Annotated in this window: 17 protein-coding genes and 1 pseudogene; 13 read left to right on the top strand and 5 right to left on the bottom strand. The window is 44.6% G+C overall.

Going from position 1 to position 19,413, the window contains the following annotated elements:
• From pelG to DXA55_RS06365, 5 genes are all read left to right on the top strand, one after another.
• Positions 1-1,467 carry an exopolysaccharide Pel transporter PelG gene (pelG, locus tag DXA55_RS06385; RefSeq protein WP_022461102.1) on the top strand — a complete coding sequence of 489 codons (1,467 nt, stop codon included), beginning with the start codon at positions 1-3 and terminating at the stop codon, positions 1,465-1,467.
• Positions 1,468-1,851 carry a DUF2304 domain-containing protein gene (locus DXA55_RS06380; protein ID WP_055220892.1) on the top strand — a complete coding sequence of 128 codons (384 nt, stop codon included), beginning with the start codon at positions 1,468-1,470 and terminating at the stop codon, positions 1,849-1,851. It begins immediately after the preceding gene.
• Between the two features lie 23 nt (positions 1,852-1,874).
• Positions 1,875-3,077 (top strand): glycosyltransferase, encoded by a 1,203-nt coding sequence (locus DXA55_RS06375; RefSeq protein ID WP_022461100.1) that lies wholly within the window; start codon positions 1,875-1,877, stop codon positions 3,075-3,077.
• Between the two features lie 13 nt (positions 3,078-3,090).
• Positions 3,091-3,594, top strand: coding sequence for a glycosyltransferase family 2 protein (locus DXA55_RS18520; protein WP_330415139.1), 504 nt, complete (start codon positions 3,091-3,093; stop codon positions 3,592-3,594).
• A gap of 258 nt (positions 3,595-3,852) precedes the next feature.
• Positions 3,853-5,235 carry a DUF4832 domain-containing protein gene (locus tag DXA55_RS06365; RefSeq protein WP_055220888.1) on the top strand — a complete coding sequence of 461 codons (1,383 nt, stop codon included), beginning with the start codon at positions 3,853-3,855 and terminating at the stop codon, positions 5,233-5,235.
• On the opposite strand, the gene DXA55_RS06360 is transcribed toward DXA55_RS06365, so the two are convergent.
• Positions 5,227-6,642: a DUF4832 domain-containing protein gene (locus DXA55_RS06360; protein ID WP_158565045.1), complete on the bottom strand. Its 1,416-nt coding sequence runs from the start codon at positions 6,640-6,642 to the stop codon at positions 5,227-5,229. The genes DXA55_RS06365 and DXA55_RS06360 overlap by 9 nt on opposite strands.
• Positions 6,643-6,838: 196 nt before the next feature.
• Here DXA55_RS06360 and DXA55_RS06355 point away from each other — a divergent pair, with 196 nt between their 5' ends.
• Positions 6,839-8,362: a lipopolysaccharide biosynthesis protein gene (locus DXA55_RS06355; RefSeq protein WP_055220885.1), complete on the top strand. Its 1,524-nt coding sequence runs from the start codon at positions 6,839-6,841 to the stop codon at positions 8,360-8,362.
• 57 nt (positions 8,363-8,419) lie between these two features.
• Here the strand turns inward: DXA55_RS06355 and DXA55_RS06350 are convergent, their stop codons facing one another.
• Entirely contained in the window at positions 8,420-8,857 is a 438-nt protein-coding gene (locus tag DXA55_RS06350; RefSeq protein WP_117813382.1) for a S24/S26 family peptidase, read from the bottom strand.
• A gap of 199 nt (positions 8,858-9,056) precedes the next feature.
• Here DXA55_RS06350 and DXA55_RS06345 point away from each other — a divergent pair, with 199 nt between their 5' ends.
• The 3 genes from DXA55_RS06345 to DXA55_RS06340 are packed head-to-tail and all read left to right on the top strand — an operon-like array spanning position 9,057 to position 12,198.
• Positions 9,057-10,178, top strand: a complete 1,122-nt coding sequence (locus DXA55_RS06345) for a PqqD family protein (protein WP_117813380.1) — start codon at positions 9,057-9,059, stop codon at positions 10,176-10,178.
• On the top strand, positions 10,178-10,321 hold the full coding sequence (locus tag DXA55_RS17050; RefSeq protein WP_158565044.1) for a hypothetical protein: 144 nt from the start codon (positions 10,178-10,180) through the stop codon (positions 10,319-10,321). The genes DXA55_RS06345 and DXA55_RS17050 overlap by 1 nt, the downstream gene beginning before the upstream one ends.
• Positions 10,318-12,198 carry an ABC transporter ATP-binding protein gene (locus DXA55_RS06340; protein ID WP_242998381.1) on the top strand — a complete coding sequence of 627 codons (1,881 nt, stop codon included), beginning with the start codon at positions 10,318-10,320 and terminating at the stop codon, positions 12,196-12,198. Before DXA55_RS17050 ends, DXA55_RS06340 begins: the two co-directional genes overlap by 4 nt.
• An 18-nt stretch (positions 12,199-12,216) precedes the next feature.
• On the opposite strand, the gene DXA55_RS06335 is transcribed toward DXA55_RS06340, so the two are convergent.
• From DXA55_RS06335 to DXA55_RS18085, 3 genes are all read right to left on the bottom strand, one after another.
• A complete protein-coding gene (locus DXA55_RS06335; protein WP_117813451.1) occupies positions 12,217-12,591 on the bottom strand; it encodes a hypothetical protein in 375 nt (124 codons plus the stop codon).
• Positions 12,592-12,690: 99 nt separating this feature from the next.
• Positions 12,691-13,077 carry a hypothetical protein gene (locus tag DXA55_RS06330; protein ID WP_117813378.1) on the bottom strand — a complete coding sequence of 129 codons (387 nt, stop codon included), beginning with the start codon at positions 13,075-13,077 and terminating at the stop codon, positions 12,691-12,693.
• Between the two features lie 188 nt (positions 13,078-13,265).
• Complete coding sequence (locus DXA55_RS18085) at positions 13,266-14,282, bottom strand: Stealth CR1 domain-containing protein (protein WP_117813376.1); 1,017 nt, start codon at positions 14,280-14,282, stop codon at positions 13,266-13,268.
• Positions 14,283-15,164: 882 nt separating this feature from the next.
• Between DXA55_RS18085 and DXA55_RS06315 the strand changes: the two genes are divergently transcribed.
• From DXA55_RS06315 to argF, 4 genes and pseudogenes are all read left to right on the top strand, one after another.
• Positions 15,165-16,208: a glycosyltransferase family 2 protein gene (locus DXA55_RS06315; RefSeq protein WP_055220873.1), complete on the top strand. Its 1,044-nt coding sequence runs from the start codon at positions 15,165-15,167 to the stop codon at positions 16,206-16,208.
• A gap of 395 nt (positions 16,209-16,603) precedes the next feature.
• The gene (locus tag DXA55_RS06310; RefSeq protein WP_055220871.1) at positions 16,604-17,059 is read left to right on the top strand and encodes an NfeD family protein; all 456 of its coding nucleotides are present in this window, start codon (positions 16,604-16,606) and stop codon (positions 17,057-17,059) included.
• Between the two features lie 26 nt (positions 17,060-17,085).
• A pseudogene (locus DXA55_RS06305) lies at positions 17,086-18,023 on the top strand (SPFH domain-containing protein).
• Positions 18,024-18,301: 278 nt separating this feature from the next.
• Positions 18,302-19,291 (top strand): ornithine carbamoyltransferase, encoded by a 990-nt coding sequence (gene argF, locus DXA55_RS06300; RefSeq protein ID WP_055220869.1) that lies wholly within the window; start codon positions 18,302-18,304, stop codon positions 19,289-19,291.
• The last annotated feature ends 122 nt before the right edge of the window (positions 19,292-19,413 follow it).

The raw sequence follows: 19,413 nt of genomic DNA, 5'->3' as shown, positions 1-19,413 counted from the left end.
ATGGCAGGAATCGGAGTTCGGCTGAATCGGATTTTTGAAAAAAATACACTTACGACAAATCTGGTTGGATTTTTCTACAGCACCGTAGTGACGGTTGCGCCCATGTTTGTCATCATTATCAATCTGATTTTAATGGAATATCTGCTGGATTTTGCCAGTGTGGGATATGTGACAAGAGAGCTGTTTTCCTGCACGATTCTTTATACCTTTATCTTTTCTCTTCTGACGGCGTCCCCGTTTAATGCGGTGCTGTCCCGCTATATGTCTGATGTGATCTACGAAGAGCGGTATCAGGATATTTTACCCTGCTATCATATTGGTATGCTTCTGAACATTGGTCTCAGCTGTCTGTTGGGGATTCCGTTCTGTCTCTGGGAACATTTTGTGGGAAAGGTACCAACCGCATATGTATTCTGTGGCTTTTGCGGTTATATCAGTCTGGTGCTTGTTTTTTACTCGATGATTTATCTTTCTATTTGCAAAGATTATCAACGGATTTCACAGTATTTTTTCTTCGGCATGCTGGTGGCATTTGTCCTTGCCCTGATTTTACACTTTATTCTGAAGTGGGAGACAACATGGAGTATGCTGTTTTCTCTGACGATCGGATTTTTTGTGACGGCAACGCTGGAAAATGCGCTGATCCGCCGGTATTTTGTGCGAAATAGCAATCATTACCGGCCGGTACTGCAGTATTTTAGGAAATATTGGAAATTGATTTTTACAAACTTTTTGTATATCCTTGGGTTATACATTCACAATTTTGTGTTCTGGACAACGGATATGCGGATGGAGATTGCAAAAAGTTTCGTATGTAACCAGCCATACGATATGGCATCCTGTCTCGCCATGTTTACCAACATTTCCGCAACGATCATCTTTATTGCGCGTGTGGAGATGAACTTTCACGAAAAATATAAACTGTACTCGGAGGCAGTCATCGGCGGAAAAGGCGCCGATATTGACAATGCGAAGAAACGGATGTTCCGTCAGCTTTCCAGTGAACTGATGACACTGGCGCGGTTACAGTTTATCATTTCTGTTGTGGTTTATCTGATCTGTGTTATTCTGCTACCAGGGGAGGGATTTTCCGGTATGACACTGAAAATTTATCCGTCACTTGCGGTTGGATATTTTATTCTGTTTCTGATGTATGCGGAAATTATCTTCCTGTATTATTTTGACGATCTGACAGGGGCAATCTGGACAGCGATCGTGTTTTGCCTGGTGACATGGATTGGCAGTCTGATTGCAACACATTTACCGGTGATCTGGTATGGCGCCGGGGTCATAGCAGGAGCATTTGCAGGATGGAGTGTGGCATATGCGAGACTGCGATGGGTAGAAAAAAACATGGACAGACATGTCTTTTGCCGTGGAAATCTGATTCCTCAGGGAAAGGGGAAACGGCCATCCGGTATGGTTTATGAAAGAAAAGCAGAGCAAGAGCAGAAGGAGGAAGCGTAAATGAGCACAGCAGCAATTGTAAAAGCTTGCGTTATTTTGATGGGAATTGGAATTATGATCGTTACCTTCGTGCTTCATGCGAAAAAGAAGCTGACCGTAAACCTGGCAGTTACCTGGGAACTGCTTGGAATTGCAGCAATCTTAAGCGGAGCGGTTCCGAGATTTTCCGGATGGAGCAGCCGGATCGGGCTTGGGAGCCTCGTTGTTCTTCTGATCACAGCGCTTCTGGTTCTGTGGGGCGTTTACCAGATGACAATTCAGATCTCTTCCCTGTTAATGAAAAACCAGGAACTGGCGATTCTGGTTTCTCTTTTGAACCAGGAGAATGAAAGAATTCTGAGAGAACTGGAAAAACTGACGGGCAAAAATGCAAGAGAGTTATAAGGGAATAGAAGAAGGAAGAACGAATGAAGAAAATTTTGTTTGTGATCAACACCCTTGGCCGGGCGGGAGCGGAAACAGCGCTGCTGGAACTTTTGCGCCGCCTGGATGCGGAGGAATATGAAATTTCACTTTACGTACTTTTGGGGCAGGGTGAAATGATTTCCCAGGTACCGCAGAGGGTACATGTGAAAAATAAGAAAATCTGTACCGCTTCTGTGCTGTCCGGTGCGGGGCGGAGAAAACTGATACAGACATCTTTTCTGGCGTTTTTCCGCCATGGTCGCACCATAAAGAAAATGCAATATGTGATACAAAATTTTTTCCGAATGAAAAAAACTGGAAACATTCAGCCGGACAAGCTGCTCTGGCGTGTAATTTCGGATGGAGCAGACCGATTTTCGGAAACCTTCGATCTGGCGGTTGCTTACCTGGAAGGCGGTTCTGCTTATTACGTTGCCGATCATGTGAATGCTAAGAAAAAAGCTGCCTTTGTCCATATTGCATACGGCAATTCCGGTTATACAAGGGAAATGGATCGGGACTGCTACGAAAAGATGGATCAGATCTTTACCGTTTCGCAGGAGACGCGCCGTCATTTTCTGGAATTTTATCCGGAATATGAGAAGAAAGTGCAGGTTTTTCACAATATTCTCGATACAGACCGGATTGCGCGTGAGGCGCAGCTGCCGGGCGGTTTTTCAGATTCCTATACAGGAATTCGAATCTTAACTGTCGGAAGACTGGCCTATCAGAAAGCATATGACATCGCAATTCCGGCCATGAAAAAGATCCGCGAAGATGGCTATGAGGCGCGATGGTATGTACTGGGAGAGGGATCCGAGAGAAATGCGCTCGAAAAGCAGATTGCAGAGCTTGGCCTGCAGGAAGATTTCCAGCTGCCGGGTGCAAAAGAGAATCTGTTTCCTTATTATGCACAGTGTGATCTCTACGTTCATGCAACACGGTTTGAAGGAAAAAGCATCGCCATCCAGGAAGCGCAGACACTTGGCTGTGCTGTGATTGCATCGGACTGTGCGGGAAACAGAGAGCAGATTGTGGACGGGGAAGATGGTCTTCTCTGTACGCTGACACCGGAAGGCATTGCCGAAAAAGTAGAAGAACTGCTGGATGATCCGAAGAAACGGGAACGGCTTGCAGCAGCGGCAAAACAGAAAATGAACGGTCAGACAGAGGAAATCTGGAAACTGCTGAATCTAATGAAATGAGGCGGACATACATATGAGACAAAAAGAGGTACTGCTGATTATTCCGGCATACAACGAGGAAAAAAATATAGAAAAGGTCATGAAACAGCTGGCGCAGCCGGAGATAGCAGATATTGTTGATGTGCTGGTCATGAACGATGCTTCTTCTGACAATACCAACTGGCTGGCGAAGGAATATGGCTGTGCGGTGGTTACTCATGTTTTTAATCTGGGATATGGCAGTGGGCTGCAGCTTGGATATAAATATGCAATCCGAAGGGGCTATTTTTATGTTATTCAGATGGATGCGGATGGGCAGCACGATGTGTGCAATATCCCGAAAATTTACCAGAGATTAAAGGAAAAAGATGATGATGGAAGAACGCCGGACATTGTGCTTGGATCCCGTTTCATGAAGGGGAGTACAGAGTTTGAAGTTTCCTTTGCAAAAAAATGGCATTTGTCCTGTTTCGAAAAATGCTGTATTTGGCAACTGGACGGAAAATTGCGGATCCGACAACCGGACTGCAGGGTTTAAGCCGGAAAGCTGTTTTATACTATTCCAAATATAATCATTTCGATGATAAATATCCGGATACTAATATGATTACTCAGATGCTGCTTCTTGATTTTAAAGTTGTGGAGATTCCAGCTGTTATGCATGCTCGGACTTCGGGGAAAAGCATGCATTCTGGTTTGAAGCCAATCTGGTATATGATGCGGATGTTTTACAGTGTCCTGGCTGTGATTTTCCGGTGTAAGGTATTGAAAATGGATGCAGGAGCAGGACGGATTGATGTGGAGAGAGAAGATAAAAAGTATCCTGAGCTGGCAGAAGGGAAGAGAAGCTAAAGGCAGGGCAGAAAAGAAAGAATTTCCAGAACTGCGGGGAAAACAGGATAAAAAAGAGCTTTTCCAGAAAGCGATACTTCAGGAAAGCAGGAAAGCGATACAGAATCCCGGGTGTGGCTGGTATCATTTATATACTTTCAACGCGGCGCAAACCGGGGAACCGCTCTACATCGCCTGTGAAGAGGAAGAACTTGTCCTTCTCAGAATTGATATCGGAGCATTCCGGGACAAGCCGATTTCAGAACCGTCTCTGGAATGGATTCGAAGGATTCTGGCATTTTTTCGGGAGAAAAGAAAAGGAATGATCCTGCGGTTTTCCTATGATCTTGAGGGAAAAGGACTGGAGAAAGAGCCGGGCAGTATCCGTCTGGTGGAAGAACATATGCAGCAGATCGGAGAAGTCATTCGGGAATATGCGGACGATATTTTTGCAGTACAGGGAATTCTGATCGGGAACTGGGGCGAAATGCACGGTTCCCGTTATCTGACCCCGGATGCCTTTCGAACCCTGACCGATACCATGATAAAAGCAGTGGACGGCGCCTGCCCGGTTGCAGTGCGGAAACCGGCGCAGTGGCGGGAACTGACTTTGGGATGGACGGAGCAGGAAAAGAAAAAACTGACTCTGTTTAACGATGGGATATTCGGATCGGAAACGGATCTTGGAACGTATGGCACACTGTCACCGGAAACACCGGGACAGAAAATCTGCAGCCGGGAAGAAGAACTGGAATGGCAGAAAAACGAAATGTGCGGAAAATTTTGCGGCGGAGAGGCCATATGGGGAAGTGGGGCAGAACCGGCTCCTTTCGTCTCGGCCCCAAAAGCAATGGCGGATCTCGAAAGAATGCATATTTCCTATCTGAACAGTACGTATGATTTACGACGGCTGGAACAATGGAAAGCAGAAACGGTCGAGGACGAAAGCGGCCTGGAGGCAATTGGAAAACGTCTCGGCTATCGGTTTGTTGTGGAAGGTGTGGAGTTTGTTTCGGAAAGGGAAGAACTTCAGATTACACTGGAAAACAAAGGATTTGCAGAACTGACCGAAGAGGCAGACTGTTATCTGGAGCTGGAAAGAAACGGAACGCTTCAGAAAAAAATACAGATTGCAACAGATGCGAGACTCTGGAAGAGCGGAGAAAAAACCACTCTTTGCCAGAAAATAAAACTGCCTGCGGAATTAGCAGAACCAGAAGAACAGAAACTGTATCTGGCGCTGTACCGCAGGCGGGATGGAAGAACTATTTCATTTGCCAATCAGGGAGAAAAACAGGGACGCCCCTTTTTGGGAATTTTCAAAATTGACCCGATTGTTTTAATATAATTTGCTGATTTCGAGCGTACCAATCGAAAATCCATGCGTATCATGAGAAAATGTGTTTGCGGGCAAAATTTCCCTTTGCAGAACAGGATCCGTCATCTGGAAATATACCGTATAACTGCCTTTGGTGAGTCTCGCAAGCGGGAGAGAAATAGAGAGCTCTGCAGTAGTCCCCGGTATCCAGAATCTGGAATCCGAAGAGATGGGAAATGAGAAAACCTCACCATCGGAAGAAACCAGGGTGAGCTGTAAATCCAGTTTTCGATAGCAGACAGAAAAACCAACATTTTCCAGCCGTATCTGAAAATCAGACGAATCCAAAGCAGTGTCCTGGATGACATAGCGGTATCCCAGATGACGCTCGATATAATCATAGCCGGACAATCCGTTAAAAACGGAAGCTTTGTCTTTGTAAGCAGCTGCTTTCCATTTATCCAGAACCGCGGGATCGTGTTCCGAATTCAGATAGGAGACATGCATGCGCGATAAATCCTGAATGGCATGTGCGAGATCATTCAATGGGTTATCCAGAGTGACCTCGCCGCCGTTTGGGACGAAATTGCAGAGTTCATTCTGGAAGGAAAGCTCATCCTCACGAACCCAGGCGGAACGGTAAGTGTCTGCGGAGGCAGCGGTATCACCATAAGTGCCGGTATCGTTGGCCGTTCCGAGCATACCATCGTTAAACAGTCCAAGCCGGGAGGAAAGCGAACCATCAAAAGCTGTTTCCTTTGTCGGCCGTTCGGAGGAATCCAGAATTTTCCGCCTCTGTACCGGTGTGCGGACAGACAGAAAAACCGAAGGATCCGTTACCTCTGCCAGATGGTGCATCAGGGTAGTACAGTCCTCATCGGACATGTAGTGAGAATTGTTCATTTCCCCGCAGTTTCCGACAAAAATGCCCTGCATCAGAAAAACACAGTCCGTGTAGCGATTTACAACTTCAGCTGTCTGGTCCATGTGACGCAGAATTTGCTCCAGACTTTGCGGCTCTGTTTCCATTGCTTTTCCATCCCAGTCGTAGAGAAAACGTAAGATCACCTGACTGCCATGTCTCTGCCAGGCAGAGAGAATGGTATCAAGCTGGGAAAGAGCTGAATCGGAGAGATCTTCGTTTGAAAAATTCTGCAGATTCACTTCCAGCATGACAATTCCCTGCCTGTTTTTGGCGTCGGAATCAGAGGCGGCAGGAAGATTCGAGAGCGAATCGCTTCCAAGAACATAGCCATACATGTGATAAAATCCAATGTATGGATTGGATAACTCGTCTGCGGATTCTGTGCATGGTTCCGGCATGTAATTCGCACGATAAAAAGAACGGATACCAAGAAATGCGAACAGTGCAAGGAATACCAGAAGCAGAAGAAAAAACAGAAGATAAGAAAATGATTTTTTTCTATTTGTTTTCATAAAGGAAAGCCTTTCCAAAAGGGATACTGCCATTCACAGGTATCTGGAAACGGCAGCAACGATAGCAGGTATTAGATATATGATACCATTTTAATGTTACAAAATCCATGAAAACAGTGGAAAATAAGAGTGATGTAAAATTACGGAACTGTTTACCCGCGTAGCATGTTATAAAAACGAGAAGAAGGAGGAACTTATGCGCATTAAAAATTTATTCCGAAACAGTTTTTTCAGTATGCTTTCACAGTTTGCGCTTCTGATCCTCGGCTTTTTCAGCCAGCGTGCCATGAACCTGTACATGGGCGCGGAGCTGGTTGGAATGAATGGTGTTATTTCCAATGTCATCAATATCCTTTCCGTGACGGAGCTTGGCATATCCACGGCAATCGTTTACCATTTGTATGGCGCGCTTGCAAGAAAGGATGAGGCAGAGATTGCATCGCTGATGAATCTTTACCGAAAGGCATATCACGTCTTTGCTGTTCTTGTATTTGCGGCGGGAATGGCGGTTCTGCCGTTCATCCACCTTTTTATGAAAAATAACAGTTATTCGTTATCCTATATCCGCGTTCTGTATGCGATGTGGCTGGTTCGAACCGTTCTTTCTTATCTTTTAACGTACCGGAAGTCGTTGCTGATTGCGGATCAGAAAGAATACATTGCAAGCATCACCGGACTGATTTTAAATGTGGTCAGCTATCTGGCGATTATTCTGCTGGTTACATGGGAACAGAATTATCTGCTGGCGCTTGGTATTGGAACCGTAACGGAAGTCGTGCTGAATATCTGGATCAGCTGGTATGTGGAGCAGAAATATCCGTTTTTGCGCCAGCGGAGAAAAGAAAAGAGCACATCGTCTCTGACGAAAAGAATTGTAAGAGATCTGAAAAGCCTGTTTATTTCCAGAATTTCAGAAAAAATGCTGTATTGCACGGACAACCTGATTATTTCCGGTTTTATCGGGGTCGGTACGGTAGGACGATATGCAAATTACTGTATGATTACGCAGGCGATCAGCAATATTCTCACGATCCTTGCGAATACGATCCAGCCGACGGTCGGAGATTATTTTACAGAAAAAAATCGTCAGAGAAATTATGAGATTCTGCGGCAATTGACCTTTGGCTTTTTCTGCATTGCGTCGGTTGTATCGGTTGGCCTGTTTTCTCTGATTACACCATTTGTCCGTGATATCTGGCTTGGTCCTTCCTACGAACTTGGCTGGGGAATTACTGTTTTTTGTATTGTAGTATTGCTGGTTCGAATTATGGGATTGCCGCTCAGCCTTGTGATGGGCGTGACGGGACTGTTTGAAAAAGAGAAAAATGTCGGAGCATCCTCCGCACTTCTTAATCTGATCGTGTCACTGGCACTTGTAAAACCGTATGGGATGGCAGGCGTTCTGCTTGGAACCTTACTGTCTTATCTGCTGCAGATCTTGTATCGGTATATCATTTATTTCCGGGATTTCCTCGAGATGCCGGGAGAGGCGCTGCGGTATGCGCAGGATATCGGAGAGTATCTGGCAGTCATAGCGGGCGAAGTTCTGCTGATGCAGAAAATCGTACCACTGATATACGGAGCAGGCGGTATGCTTCTGTTCTGCGTCTGCTTTCTCCTGTGTATTGCGATTCCGCTGCTGCTGGATCTGGTGATCTTTGGAAGAGGCTGGAGACTTCAGAGCATTGTAACCATGGTGAAGGGAATGCGAAAAGCCTGATGCAATAGAAATTTCTCTGTGCATTTTGAAAAAAATTCGGAGAGGACAATGAAAAAATCAGTGCTTCTGAAAAAACCTGCGGAAAAAAGCCGTTACCGACCAGAAAAACGGGCGGACAGGGCGTAAAAAGAGCCAGATGGAAGAAAGCATCCGATAAATTGGATACGAAACAGAAAACGATTTTCCATTGCGTACGACACCAGTCAGTTTTCCATGAATCTGCTCCGGGGAAAGAGGTCCTTCCACTTCGGTCTGATTGTCCCCGACCAGATAGAAGCCATCCCTGGTAATTCGGCAGATGCGGTGCAGAACAAGGATTCCCTGCACACGGCGATACAGAATTACATCGCCGCGATGAAGTTCGGAAGGAACACAGTGTTCAATGACAGCTTCGTCCCGGCCCGGAAGAAAAAGAGGATACATACTGTAGCCCTGCGGTTTCAGTTTGACGGCAGAACCGTTTTTTAAAAGTTGTTCAATATCGTAAGTGTACATAAAAAACTCCATTTGGCGGATACGCCGAACCGACGAAATGCGTGGCATTTTGACGAGTGGCTCTGAATAGTTACCTGAATTTTATTATAACAGCTTACCCTGAAAATAAAAAGGATGATGAGCAGAAAAAGCATAACTTTACATACAAAACGAAAGACAGCAAATATAAGAAAACAAACACAGGAAGGGAAATCAGATTATGAGAATCAGAAGGCAGGAAGGATATTTACTACAGAAAATCGGGAACACACATTATCTTCTGCCTTATGGGCAGAAAATAGCAGACCAGCAGCGAGGAATGGAGCTGAATGAGACCGCACGGATTCTCTGGGAAGCGCTGGAAACACCAAAAACAATGGAAGAACTTCAGCAGAAAATGATTCGCTGTTATGAAGTGCCGGAAGAAGAGCAGGAGGAACTGAAAAAAGATATTCAGGCTTTTGTGAAGGAGCTTCTTGCCTTTGGTGCGGTACGACGGGAACTTGGTTCTCCGGATGGAACTTGCGCCGGAGAATTGAAGATCGCAGGAATTTCCATTGCTGTTTATGGAAAAGAGGGCTGCATTCCAAAACAGTTTGCTTCTTTTGAGAAGAAAAGAGGAGAGGAAGAAGCAACAGAGAAAACAGAAGGAGAGGCAGCGAAAAAAACAGGAGAAAAAGAAGTGGAAGAAACGGTGATAAAAACAGAAAATAGGCAGGATGCGGCGGATCTCACGTTAGAATTGATCGAGCATGTACCGGAAAGCCACCAGAATGGAAACATTCTGATCCGGAATAAAGATCTGACAGTCTGCGCGTGGGAAGAAGGCTATGTCCTCTGGTTCCCGGCTCTTAAAAATATCTATGAAATCTGGATGAAAGCGGATGGAAGCTTCGCCTGTATTTATTACCGTCTGCCTATGACAGAAGAAGAGCAGGATTCCCTCTTTCTGGCGATCCGGCCGGTATTTCTGTTCCTGGCACAGAAAAAAGGCATGTTTGTGCTGCATTCCGCATCTCTTCTTTATCTGGAAAAAGCATGGCTGTTTTCCGGTCCGTCGGGAATGGGAAAATCGACTCATACGGCACTTTGGAAAAAACTGTTTGACACGCCGTTTCTGAACGGAGATCTGAACCTCATAGGAAAAGAGGGCGATCAGTTTGTAGTATACGGAATCCCGTGGTGCGGCACATCAGAAATTTTCACAGTCGAAAAGAAAGAGCTGGGAGGGATTGTGCTGCTGGAAAAAGCGCCGGAGGATAAAATCGTTTCCCTGACGAAAGAGCAGAAAACACTCCGTGTGATGCAGCGGATGATCTCGCCGCCCTGGACGGCAGGCTGATGAAAAAGAATCTTGCTTTTGCGGAAGAAATTGCAAATGAAAAGCCGGTTTACTTCCTGCGCTGTACGAAAAATGATACAGCGGCAGAAGTGATGCATCACAGAATCACGGAGGATGAACTTGCGCAGGAGGCTTTAAAATGAGAAACTTGTGGACAAAAATAAAAAAATGCCTCCAGGCGGAAATGCTTCAGAAGATGTGGAAAGAATTTCTGTGGATTGCACAGTATGCCAGACGATACTGGAAAGCCATGATTTTCTATACCGCACTTGGTGTTTTCGGAACCGGTGTTTCTCTTGCGTCCAGTGTGATATCGAAAGATCTGGTTGATATTATCACCGGGCACCAGACAGGAAAACTTTTGCAGACCTTCGCACTGATGATCGGCTTTTCTTTTGGAAATACCCTGATTTCGCAGGCATCTGCGTATGCATCTACGATGATTAACCTGAAGGTAGACCGCGAAATCCAGAATGATATTTTTGCCAAGATTCTGGTCACGGACTGGGAATCGCTGACAGCGTATCATACCGGAGATCTGGTAACACGGTGGAGTTCTGATGCTTCAAATATTTCCAGTGGTATCCTGAACTGGCTGCCGAATCTTGTGATCTATACTGTGAAATTTATCAGTGCATTGGCGATTGTGGTACATTATGATCCCACCTTTGCCATTTTTGCATTGCTTGGCATCCCGTTCAGTGCGCTTCTGTCCCGCCCGCTGCTGCGCCGGATGACGAACAATAACCAGCGGAGCGCACAGATGAGTGCGAAACTTTACGGATTTAATCAGGAAGCATTTTCCAATATTCAGACAATCAAGGCATTCGATATGATCCGCTTTTATGTCGATCGCCTGAAAAATCTGCAGCAGGAATACATCAAAATGCGCCTGGATTTCCAGAAAATGTCGATTGCAACCTCGCTTCTGATGACGTTAATCAGCTATCTTGTATCTTACAGCTGCTACGGATGGGGAATTTACCGTGTCTGGAGCGGGGCAATTTCTTACGGAACCATGACCATGTTTCTGTCTCTGTCCGGTACACTGACGGGTTCCGTCAATTCGCTGGTCAGCCTTGTGCCATCGGCGATTTCTCTTGGCATCTCAGCCGGCCGTCTGATGGATATTGTGGAGATGCCGCAGGAGGACTACAGTGCGGATCGGGAAGTGGAGCAGTTTGCAGAAAAATACCGGGCAAGCGGCATCGGGCTTGCTATGGAGGACTTGAGCTATACCTACCATACGGGAACAGAAGTGTTTTCGAAAGCATCACTGGAAGCGTGGCCGCATGAAATTATTGCACTCGTCGGCCCGTCCGGCGAGGGAAAGACAACGATGCTGCGGCTGATCTTATCCTTGCTGCGTGCCCAGGGGGGAGAAGCATGGATTGGTGCAGGGGAAGACAGAGAACAACGGATTGCACTGTCGCCGTCCACAAGGAAATTGTTTTCTTATGTGCCACAGGGGAATACGATGTTTTCAGGAACAATTGCAGAAAATATGCGAAATGTGAAACCGGAAGCCACAGATGAAGAGATCGTGGAGGCGTTGAAACTGGCATGTGCATGGGAATTTGTGGAGAAACTGCCGGATGGTATTGAAAGTATGGTGAAAGAACGCGGCGGCGGATTCTCAGAAGGACAGGCACAGCGGCTTTCGATTGCGCGTGCACTGCTTCGAAAATCTCCGATTTTGCTGCTGGATGAAGCAACTTCGGCGCTCGATGTGGCGACGGAACGGAAAGTGCTGAAAAATATTATGACAGATACGTATCCGCGAACCTGCATTGTAACGACACACCGGCCGACGGTGCTTGGATCTGTACGAGAGTGTATGCGATTCGAGGAAAGAAGTGTGAGGAGCTGGGCGAGAAAGAAATTTTGGAGATGGAGAAGGATTTCTAAAATTGAAGAAAGTTGCAGAATTGAAAGTACCTGCAAAATTTGGAGCCGAATTTGTAAAAACAGGTTACAAGCGAATAAAAAATGGAATGCCAAAAGGCATTCCATTTTTTAGAATACGGGAAGTGATCCATTAATCGGTAATGCTTACTCCAGTAATTGCAAGACCTGCATCGGAAGTAACAACCAAGTCACCGAAACCGATATTATCGGTTGGATTCTGATGATAAGCCAGTTTTACTTTCAGTGTAGTGGTTTCGTTACCGGAAATAAGTCCTGCGCCGCCAGAAACATAAGTAACATTCTGGTTGAAACTGATAGTCAGAACCTGGGCTTCCTTGGTATGATCAGCATTATGCTTTCCATTTACCTGAATACGGTAATCGCCACGTCCGTTTTCTGGAGTCTGGTGAATATATGCAGATGCAGTATAACATCCACTTGCCGCATAAACACCTTCAGCCATTCCTTCATCCAGAGAAATTACAGGTTTTACATATTTACTCATTTTCTGCACCCCTTCCGCGGCCATTCTGGCTGCTTTTTCTGTGAACCATATCTTTTCAAACGAAGCGAAAAGATATGGTTCACATACATGGTTCATTTTTTAGTTCACTGAGTAGTCAAATCCAGTGAGCTGCAGATCGTCGATGCTGGTTCCATGGTTCAGATGAATACCAATGGTCAGCGGATTGGTTGCTGTGCTTGCAAAAGTGAGGGTGGCAGTTTTTCCAGACCAGGATTTCTGTACGGAGGCATCATCTGTCTCGATTGAATCAACAGTATCATTGAAATTAATATTCAATGTGATGGTTCCATCCAGATCAGACCAGCTTGCCTGTGCAAGTCCTTTACCACCATTTGTGCCCCAACGATCCCATACGCCATAATAAGTAACGTTCAGAGTTCCTTTTGTTGCACCACTTGCCGCATAAACACCTTCTGCCATACCAGAATCAATTGTAACGATTGGTTTTGTGTAATTTTTAGTCATATATATTCACGTCCTTTTCTTGCAAAATCATCCTTGGTTACAATTCTTATTATAGGAGGAAAATCCCGCAAATGTCAATAGATTTGGGGTAAAAATGTTACTATTTCGATTAAAAAACAAGAACGTTCCGATAACGTAATGCCAAAATAGATGCAGATAAATTTCCGCCTCTGAATATGGAACAAAATTTACTTTTCAAACTGTGATTTCTGCGGAAAAAGTTTGGAAAAGGCATCGTTCAGTTCCCGTTTTACATGTTCATATGGGATTTCAAAATTGCTGTCATTGATGCAGATGCACTTTGCAGTCTGCTTTGTGATTGTCTTTACCAGTTCCGGGTTTTCCGGTTTTAAATTGAAGTATTTACAGAACTTGTGCGTGTTTCTTGGAACGAAATCACCACTCAGTTTCTGATATTCCCGCAGAACATATTGGCTCACATCATCTTTATGACGAAATGGGTGGCTGCAGACACCGTCTAACAATTCTTCTTCCTTTTCCCAGAAGAAACGATAAGTCTCCTTTTTCAAAGGAGACGGGCCATGAACGGTGTAAAAACCGGTAAATCGTGGAAATGCCATTTCCAGAAGATTATATCCAAAGTACATGGGAGGATATCCGATGTGAAAATAGGCACCTGGCTGCTTTTTCATGTTTTCCCGTTTGTCAAAGTACTTGGCAAGCAGCATAGTATTGTTCAGATAGATATATGGCATAATGGTATCTTCTACGTTTGCAACATCGGGCTGCAGGGCAAGCATATCAACGGGTTTTCCGTTTTCAAAAAAATCGGTTGGCTTTATTGGATGCAGCAAAAACATATCATCATTAAAATAAACAAAGTGTTCCGACAGATTTTTTATCCGGTGGAAATTCCACTCAATGGAATGCGAGTTAAAGGTGGGGAGATATTTTTCGGGAATAAAATCTTTGTGTGAAACAATCTGCAATTTTGGACATTCTGTATTGAGCCACGCCGGCAGATGACCGCATGTTACAAAATATACGTTATTTACCCATGGAGCAAAGTTTTCTATCGAACGAAATAGATACTTTAGAATTTCCCAGTCGCGATAGCGTTCAATACGGTCGTCGATATCAACAGAAACTCCTTGCTTTTTTTTGGCGTTCTGTTTTTGGCGAAACCATAAGGGGTCTGATCCGTCCACCCATGTGATGACAAAATCAATGATCTGTTTTTTCATTTGTAACGATCCTTTCGTATATTGTACCAAAAAAAACAGTATACTTTCGATAACGAAACAGTACAAAAAATCAGTTTACATTGTCAAAGTTGTTCAATTTTCTTTGTAGAAGTTGATATATTTTTTTCTTTACTTTAATAGTGAGAACGATTTATTTAGTGTTTAAGGAATTTTTTGATATAATGTATAAATGTTGTTGGTATACAATTCAGTATAATCTTTTTCCAGATATGTTTGTACAATTTGGTTTTGAATCTGCACATTGCGCCCTGTTACTATGTACATAGGCTCTCTGTGCTCGAATAAATTTTGAATATGCTGAAAAATTTCATTTGAAAGCATCGAAAAATGGTCTGCTGTAATACAGTATTTGTCATAAGGTTCAAGTCCAGACAGCAGCCATTGGGAACTTGTCTCATAATTATATACACTGGACCGCTCATTTTCTGGTATTTTATTTAAGATAGCATCTGGTAATAATGGATATATCCATTTCCAAGATTCATGATTAACAACATGACAAAAGCATCCAGACAGATAAAACGTATTTTTTTATGATCTGTTCGCCAAAGCCATATATTGATGCAACTGCTAAGTAGGAATACTGCCAGTAATGTCCAACGTGCAGAATATATCCGAAAAATGTTTTCAGGAAAAATAGGAATGGGTGTGCAAATGTTTGACCCTTTTATAACTTTAGCACAACATATACTGTGGTGTAAAGAGTGGATGAGAAATAGCTTGTTTTATAGAATAATGGAGGAATCAATACGCTGAGACATTTGTAAATGAAAACAAAAAGAAAGCAAAGTTCAGTTGACGTTTCTTTAAAAATCCGCTATATTTTGGGTACAAAGAATAGGAGAAGAGGAAAGAAAAAAGATGTTTTATCCACTGGTAAGTGTGATTATTCCGGTCTATCAGGCGGAAAAATTTCTGACGGAGTGTGTTGAGAGCGTACGAAAACAGGACTATTCAGAGTTGGAGATTGTTTTGGTGAATGACGGTTCAACAGATCGTTCCAATCAAATGTGTGAGGAACTTGCTGCAGCAGATCCAAGAATCCGTGTGATTCATCAGAATAATAAAGGCAGTGGAGCAGCCAGAAATGCAGGGATAAAAGAAGCAACAGGAAAATATCTTCTCTTCCTGGATGCAGACGACAAGCTGGACGATTCATCTGCCATACGTTCCCTTGCCGCACGGGCAGAAAGAGAGCAGGCAGATATTGTGATCGGAACATATCGCAGATGGAGGGCGAATGGCGAAAAAGTGAAATGCTGCAGTAATCTGGAAAAAGAAAACCCGGACAGCGCAGAGTTCCGGTTTCATGGATTTTTTCAAAAAGGAACGCTTTCTTACGACTGGGGAAAACTCTACCGCAAATCTTTTCTGGAGTCTCACGATTTGTGGATTCCCCCATACAGTTACGCCGAAGACAAGGCACATAATTTTAGATGCTGTGCATGCCATCCGAAATATGCTTTTGTCCCACAGAGCATCGTTCTTTACCGTGAAAATCTCCAGTCCCTGACATATCAACCGAAAAAGAATCTGATGAGAAACTGGATTTTGATTGCATCTGATTTTGAACAGTTTCTGAAAGAAAAGCATCTTTCCAGAGAATATGGAGATCTGATTTTCTTTCATCTGCTCATTGGTGCAATGTATCTTGCCAAAGAAGAAATGACATATCAAGGGAAAAAAATTCGTGTCGCGGCGAAGATATTAAAGCAATACAGCAGAAACCCGTTTGTAGAACAAAAACTGACACTAAAAGAGTGCATTCGTTATACAAGGCAGATTAAATCGCTGTTTTGGAAATTATTAGCATTTACCTTGGTACTTTTTATACAGATGCATATGTATTTTGTTGTGGCAGCTGTTTTTGTATGGATGTCAAGCCTTGGAATTGATAGTTTATAAATAAAAAATCAGTCTTTATATTTCCTTTCTTTATTTCCTTCTTGAAAGAGCTGTTTTCCAGTTTTTCATTTTTATAGCCATTCCTTTCACTTCACACAGGTGCAAAACGTTATGAAAATGTAATCTGCTTTTTCGAACGCTTTAAACATTACAAATTTCTTCGTTTCTATAACTGCATCACAACAGATAGGAGTGTGTAAAGAATGGTTGTAGCCGTTTTAAAATGAAAAGATGTGATGGAAGAATAAGAAGATCGGGTTTTCTGCGCTGTCTCTGTGCGACCAGTTCTTAAAATCCTGTCTTTTTTCTGAATATTCCACCTCTCCGCTTGCTATTTTCATTCTCATATAGTATCATGAATCCAACAGCCAAGAAATCGGAAAGGAGAGAGGAGCATGGAATATGCAGTGTACTGGCTGATTGCGCTTGTGGTTTTGCTGGTGATTGAGGCGGCAACGTTAGGTCTGGCAACCATCTGGTTTGCGGGCGGCGCCCTGATTGCTCTGATCGCAGCTATGTGCGGAGCCGGATTTGTAATTCAGATGGTCTGCTTTCTTGTTGTATCGCTGATACTTCTGATTTTTACACGTCCTGTAGCCGTCCGTTTCCTGAATAAGGATACCTTAAAAACAAATGTAGACCGCGTGATTGGAATGGAAGGGATCGTCGCAGAAGAGATTTCCAACCTGGCAGGCACCGGAAAGGTATCGCTGGGCGGAAACACCTGGACTGCGAGAACGGAAAGCGAAGGAGGCATTATCCCGAAAGAGACCGTGGTGGAAGTGCTCCGTGTGGAAGGCGTCAAGCTGATTGTAAAGGTCAAAGAAAAAGAAGGAGGAAATGAAACATGAGTGGTGGAGGAATTGCAGGAATTTTAATGATTTTTCTTCTTGTGATTGTACTGTTTATTGCAGCATCGTGTGTGAAGATCGTGCCGCAGGCAGTGCTTACGTTGTTGAGAGTCTTGGAAAATACAAAGGCACCTGGGCAACCGGTCTTCATTTTAAGGTTCCGTTTATCGAGCGCGTGGCAATCCGCGTGAACTTAAAAGAGCAGGTGGTGGATTTCCCGCCGCAGCCGGTCATTACAAAAGATAACGTTACGATGCAGATTGATACGGTCGTATTTTTCCAGATTACCGATCCGAAGCTGTTCGCATACGGTGTTGTAAATCCGCTGATGGCCATTGAAAACCTGACCGCAACGACACTTCGAAACATCATCGGAGATCTGGAGCTGGACGAAACACTGACATCCCGTGAGATTATCAACACGAAGATGCAGGCAGCTCTCGATATCGCAACCGACCCGTGGGGCATTAAAGTCAACCGTGTTGAGCTGAAAAACATCATGCCTCCGGCAGCCATTCAGGAAGCCATGGAGAAACAGATGAAAGCAGAGCGTGAACGCCGTGAAGCAATCCTGATTGCAGAAGGTGAGAAAAAATCGACCATCCTGGTTGCCGAAGGTAAAAAACAGTCTGCGATCCTGGATGCAGAGGCAGAGAAGCAGGCAGCGATTCTTCGTGCTGAGGCAGAAAAAGAGAAACGAATCCGCGAGGCAGAAGGCCAGGCGGAGGCGATCCTCAAAGTACAGCAGGCAAATGCCGATGGTATCCGTGCCATCAAAGAGGCAGGTGCTGACGATGCGGTTCTTACCTTAAAGAGTCTCGAGGCACTTGGTGTTCTGGCGAATGGAAAAGCAACGAAGATTGTTGTTCCGTCCGATCTGCAGGGACTGGCAAGTCTGGCTACCACATTCAAGGGAATCGTGGAAGAGCAGAAAGGCCCGGCAGGGAAAGAAGGACAGAAATAAAAAAGCAGGATTCTCCCGTGAAACGCATCATGCCGGACACGGGAGAATTTTTTATTGCTCTGCATCCGGAGGGAGCTGCCACTGGCAGATTCTGTAGTTGCCGGTAAGAATAACAGAATAAAAATGTATAAAAATACATATATTATGAATAATACAAGTAAAATACGTAAAAATATACATTTCACCCCTTGACAGATGCGCCGGCCTGTTTCATAATAGAAACCATCTTAAGCGATAAAAATACATTACATACCGATATATTTAAGGAGGAACACACCATGGATTTAAAAGGACGCGATTTTCTGACATTAAAGGATTTCACCCCGGAAGAGATTTCCTATCTGCTGGATCTGTCCGCAGAGCTGAAGGATAAGAAAAAGAAAGGCATTCCGGTGGACACCCTGCGCGGTAAAAACGTTGCGCTGATCTTCGAGAAAACCAGCACCAGAACCCGCTGTTCCTTCGAAGTAGCCGCACATGATCTCGGCATGGGAACCACCTATCTTGACCCGACCGGTTCCCAGATCGGTAAAAAAGAGAGCATCAAAGATACGGCCCGCGTTCTTGCAGGAATGTATGAGGGAATTGAGTACCGTGGATTCGGCCAGGAGATCGTAGAGGAGCTGGCAAAATATTCCAAAGTCCCGGTATGGAACGGACTGACCAACGAGTACCACCCGACCCAGATGCTCGCCGATATGCTGACAATCCAGGAAGAGTTCGGCCACTTAAAAGGCATCAAACTCGTTTACATGGGCGACGCCCGCTACAACATGGGAAATTCCCTGATGATTGCATCTGCAAAAATGGGTATGGATTTTGTAGCCTGCGCACCGAAGAAATACTTCCCGAACGCGGAACTCGTTGCACAGTGTGAAGAGTATGCAAAGGAGAGCGGCGCAACCATCACCCTCACCGAGGATGTAAAAGAGGGAACGAAAGACGCCGATGTTATCTATACGGATGTCTGGGTATCCATGGGTGAGCCGGACAGCGTATGGGAGGAGAGAATCCACGATCTGACTCCGTACCGCGTGACAAAAGAAGCAATGGCAAATGCCAAGGATACCGCGGTATTCCTGCACTGCCTGCCGTCGTTCCACGATCTGAAAACAAAGATTGGAAAAGAGATCCACGACCGTTACGGACTGGATGAGATGGAAGTTACCGATGAGGTATTTGAGTCCGCACAGTCGAGAGTCTTCGAGGAAGCAGAGAACCGCATGCACACGATCAAAGCTGTGATGGCAGCAACGCTTGGTGCATAAACTTTCTGGTGGAAAAACCGGAACAGACTGTGTATAATAGAAGAATGGCAAGACACGTACAGCAGCGCTGCGGAGCACGTCTTTCGCAGCGCTGCTGTTGGTTTATGTGAGGAGTGTGAAGA

The organism is Blautia sp. OF03-13 (assembly GCF_003460685.1).
GTDB classification, from domain to species: domain Bacteria; phylum Bacillota; class Clostridia; order Lachnospirales; family Lachnospiraceae; genus Fusicatenibacter; species Fusicatenibacter saccharivorans.
Note: the sequence above shows the minus strand (reverse complement) of the source record. Positions and strands in the feature narration are given on the sequence as shown.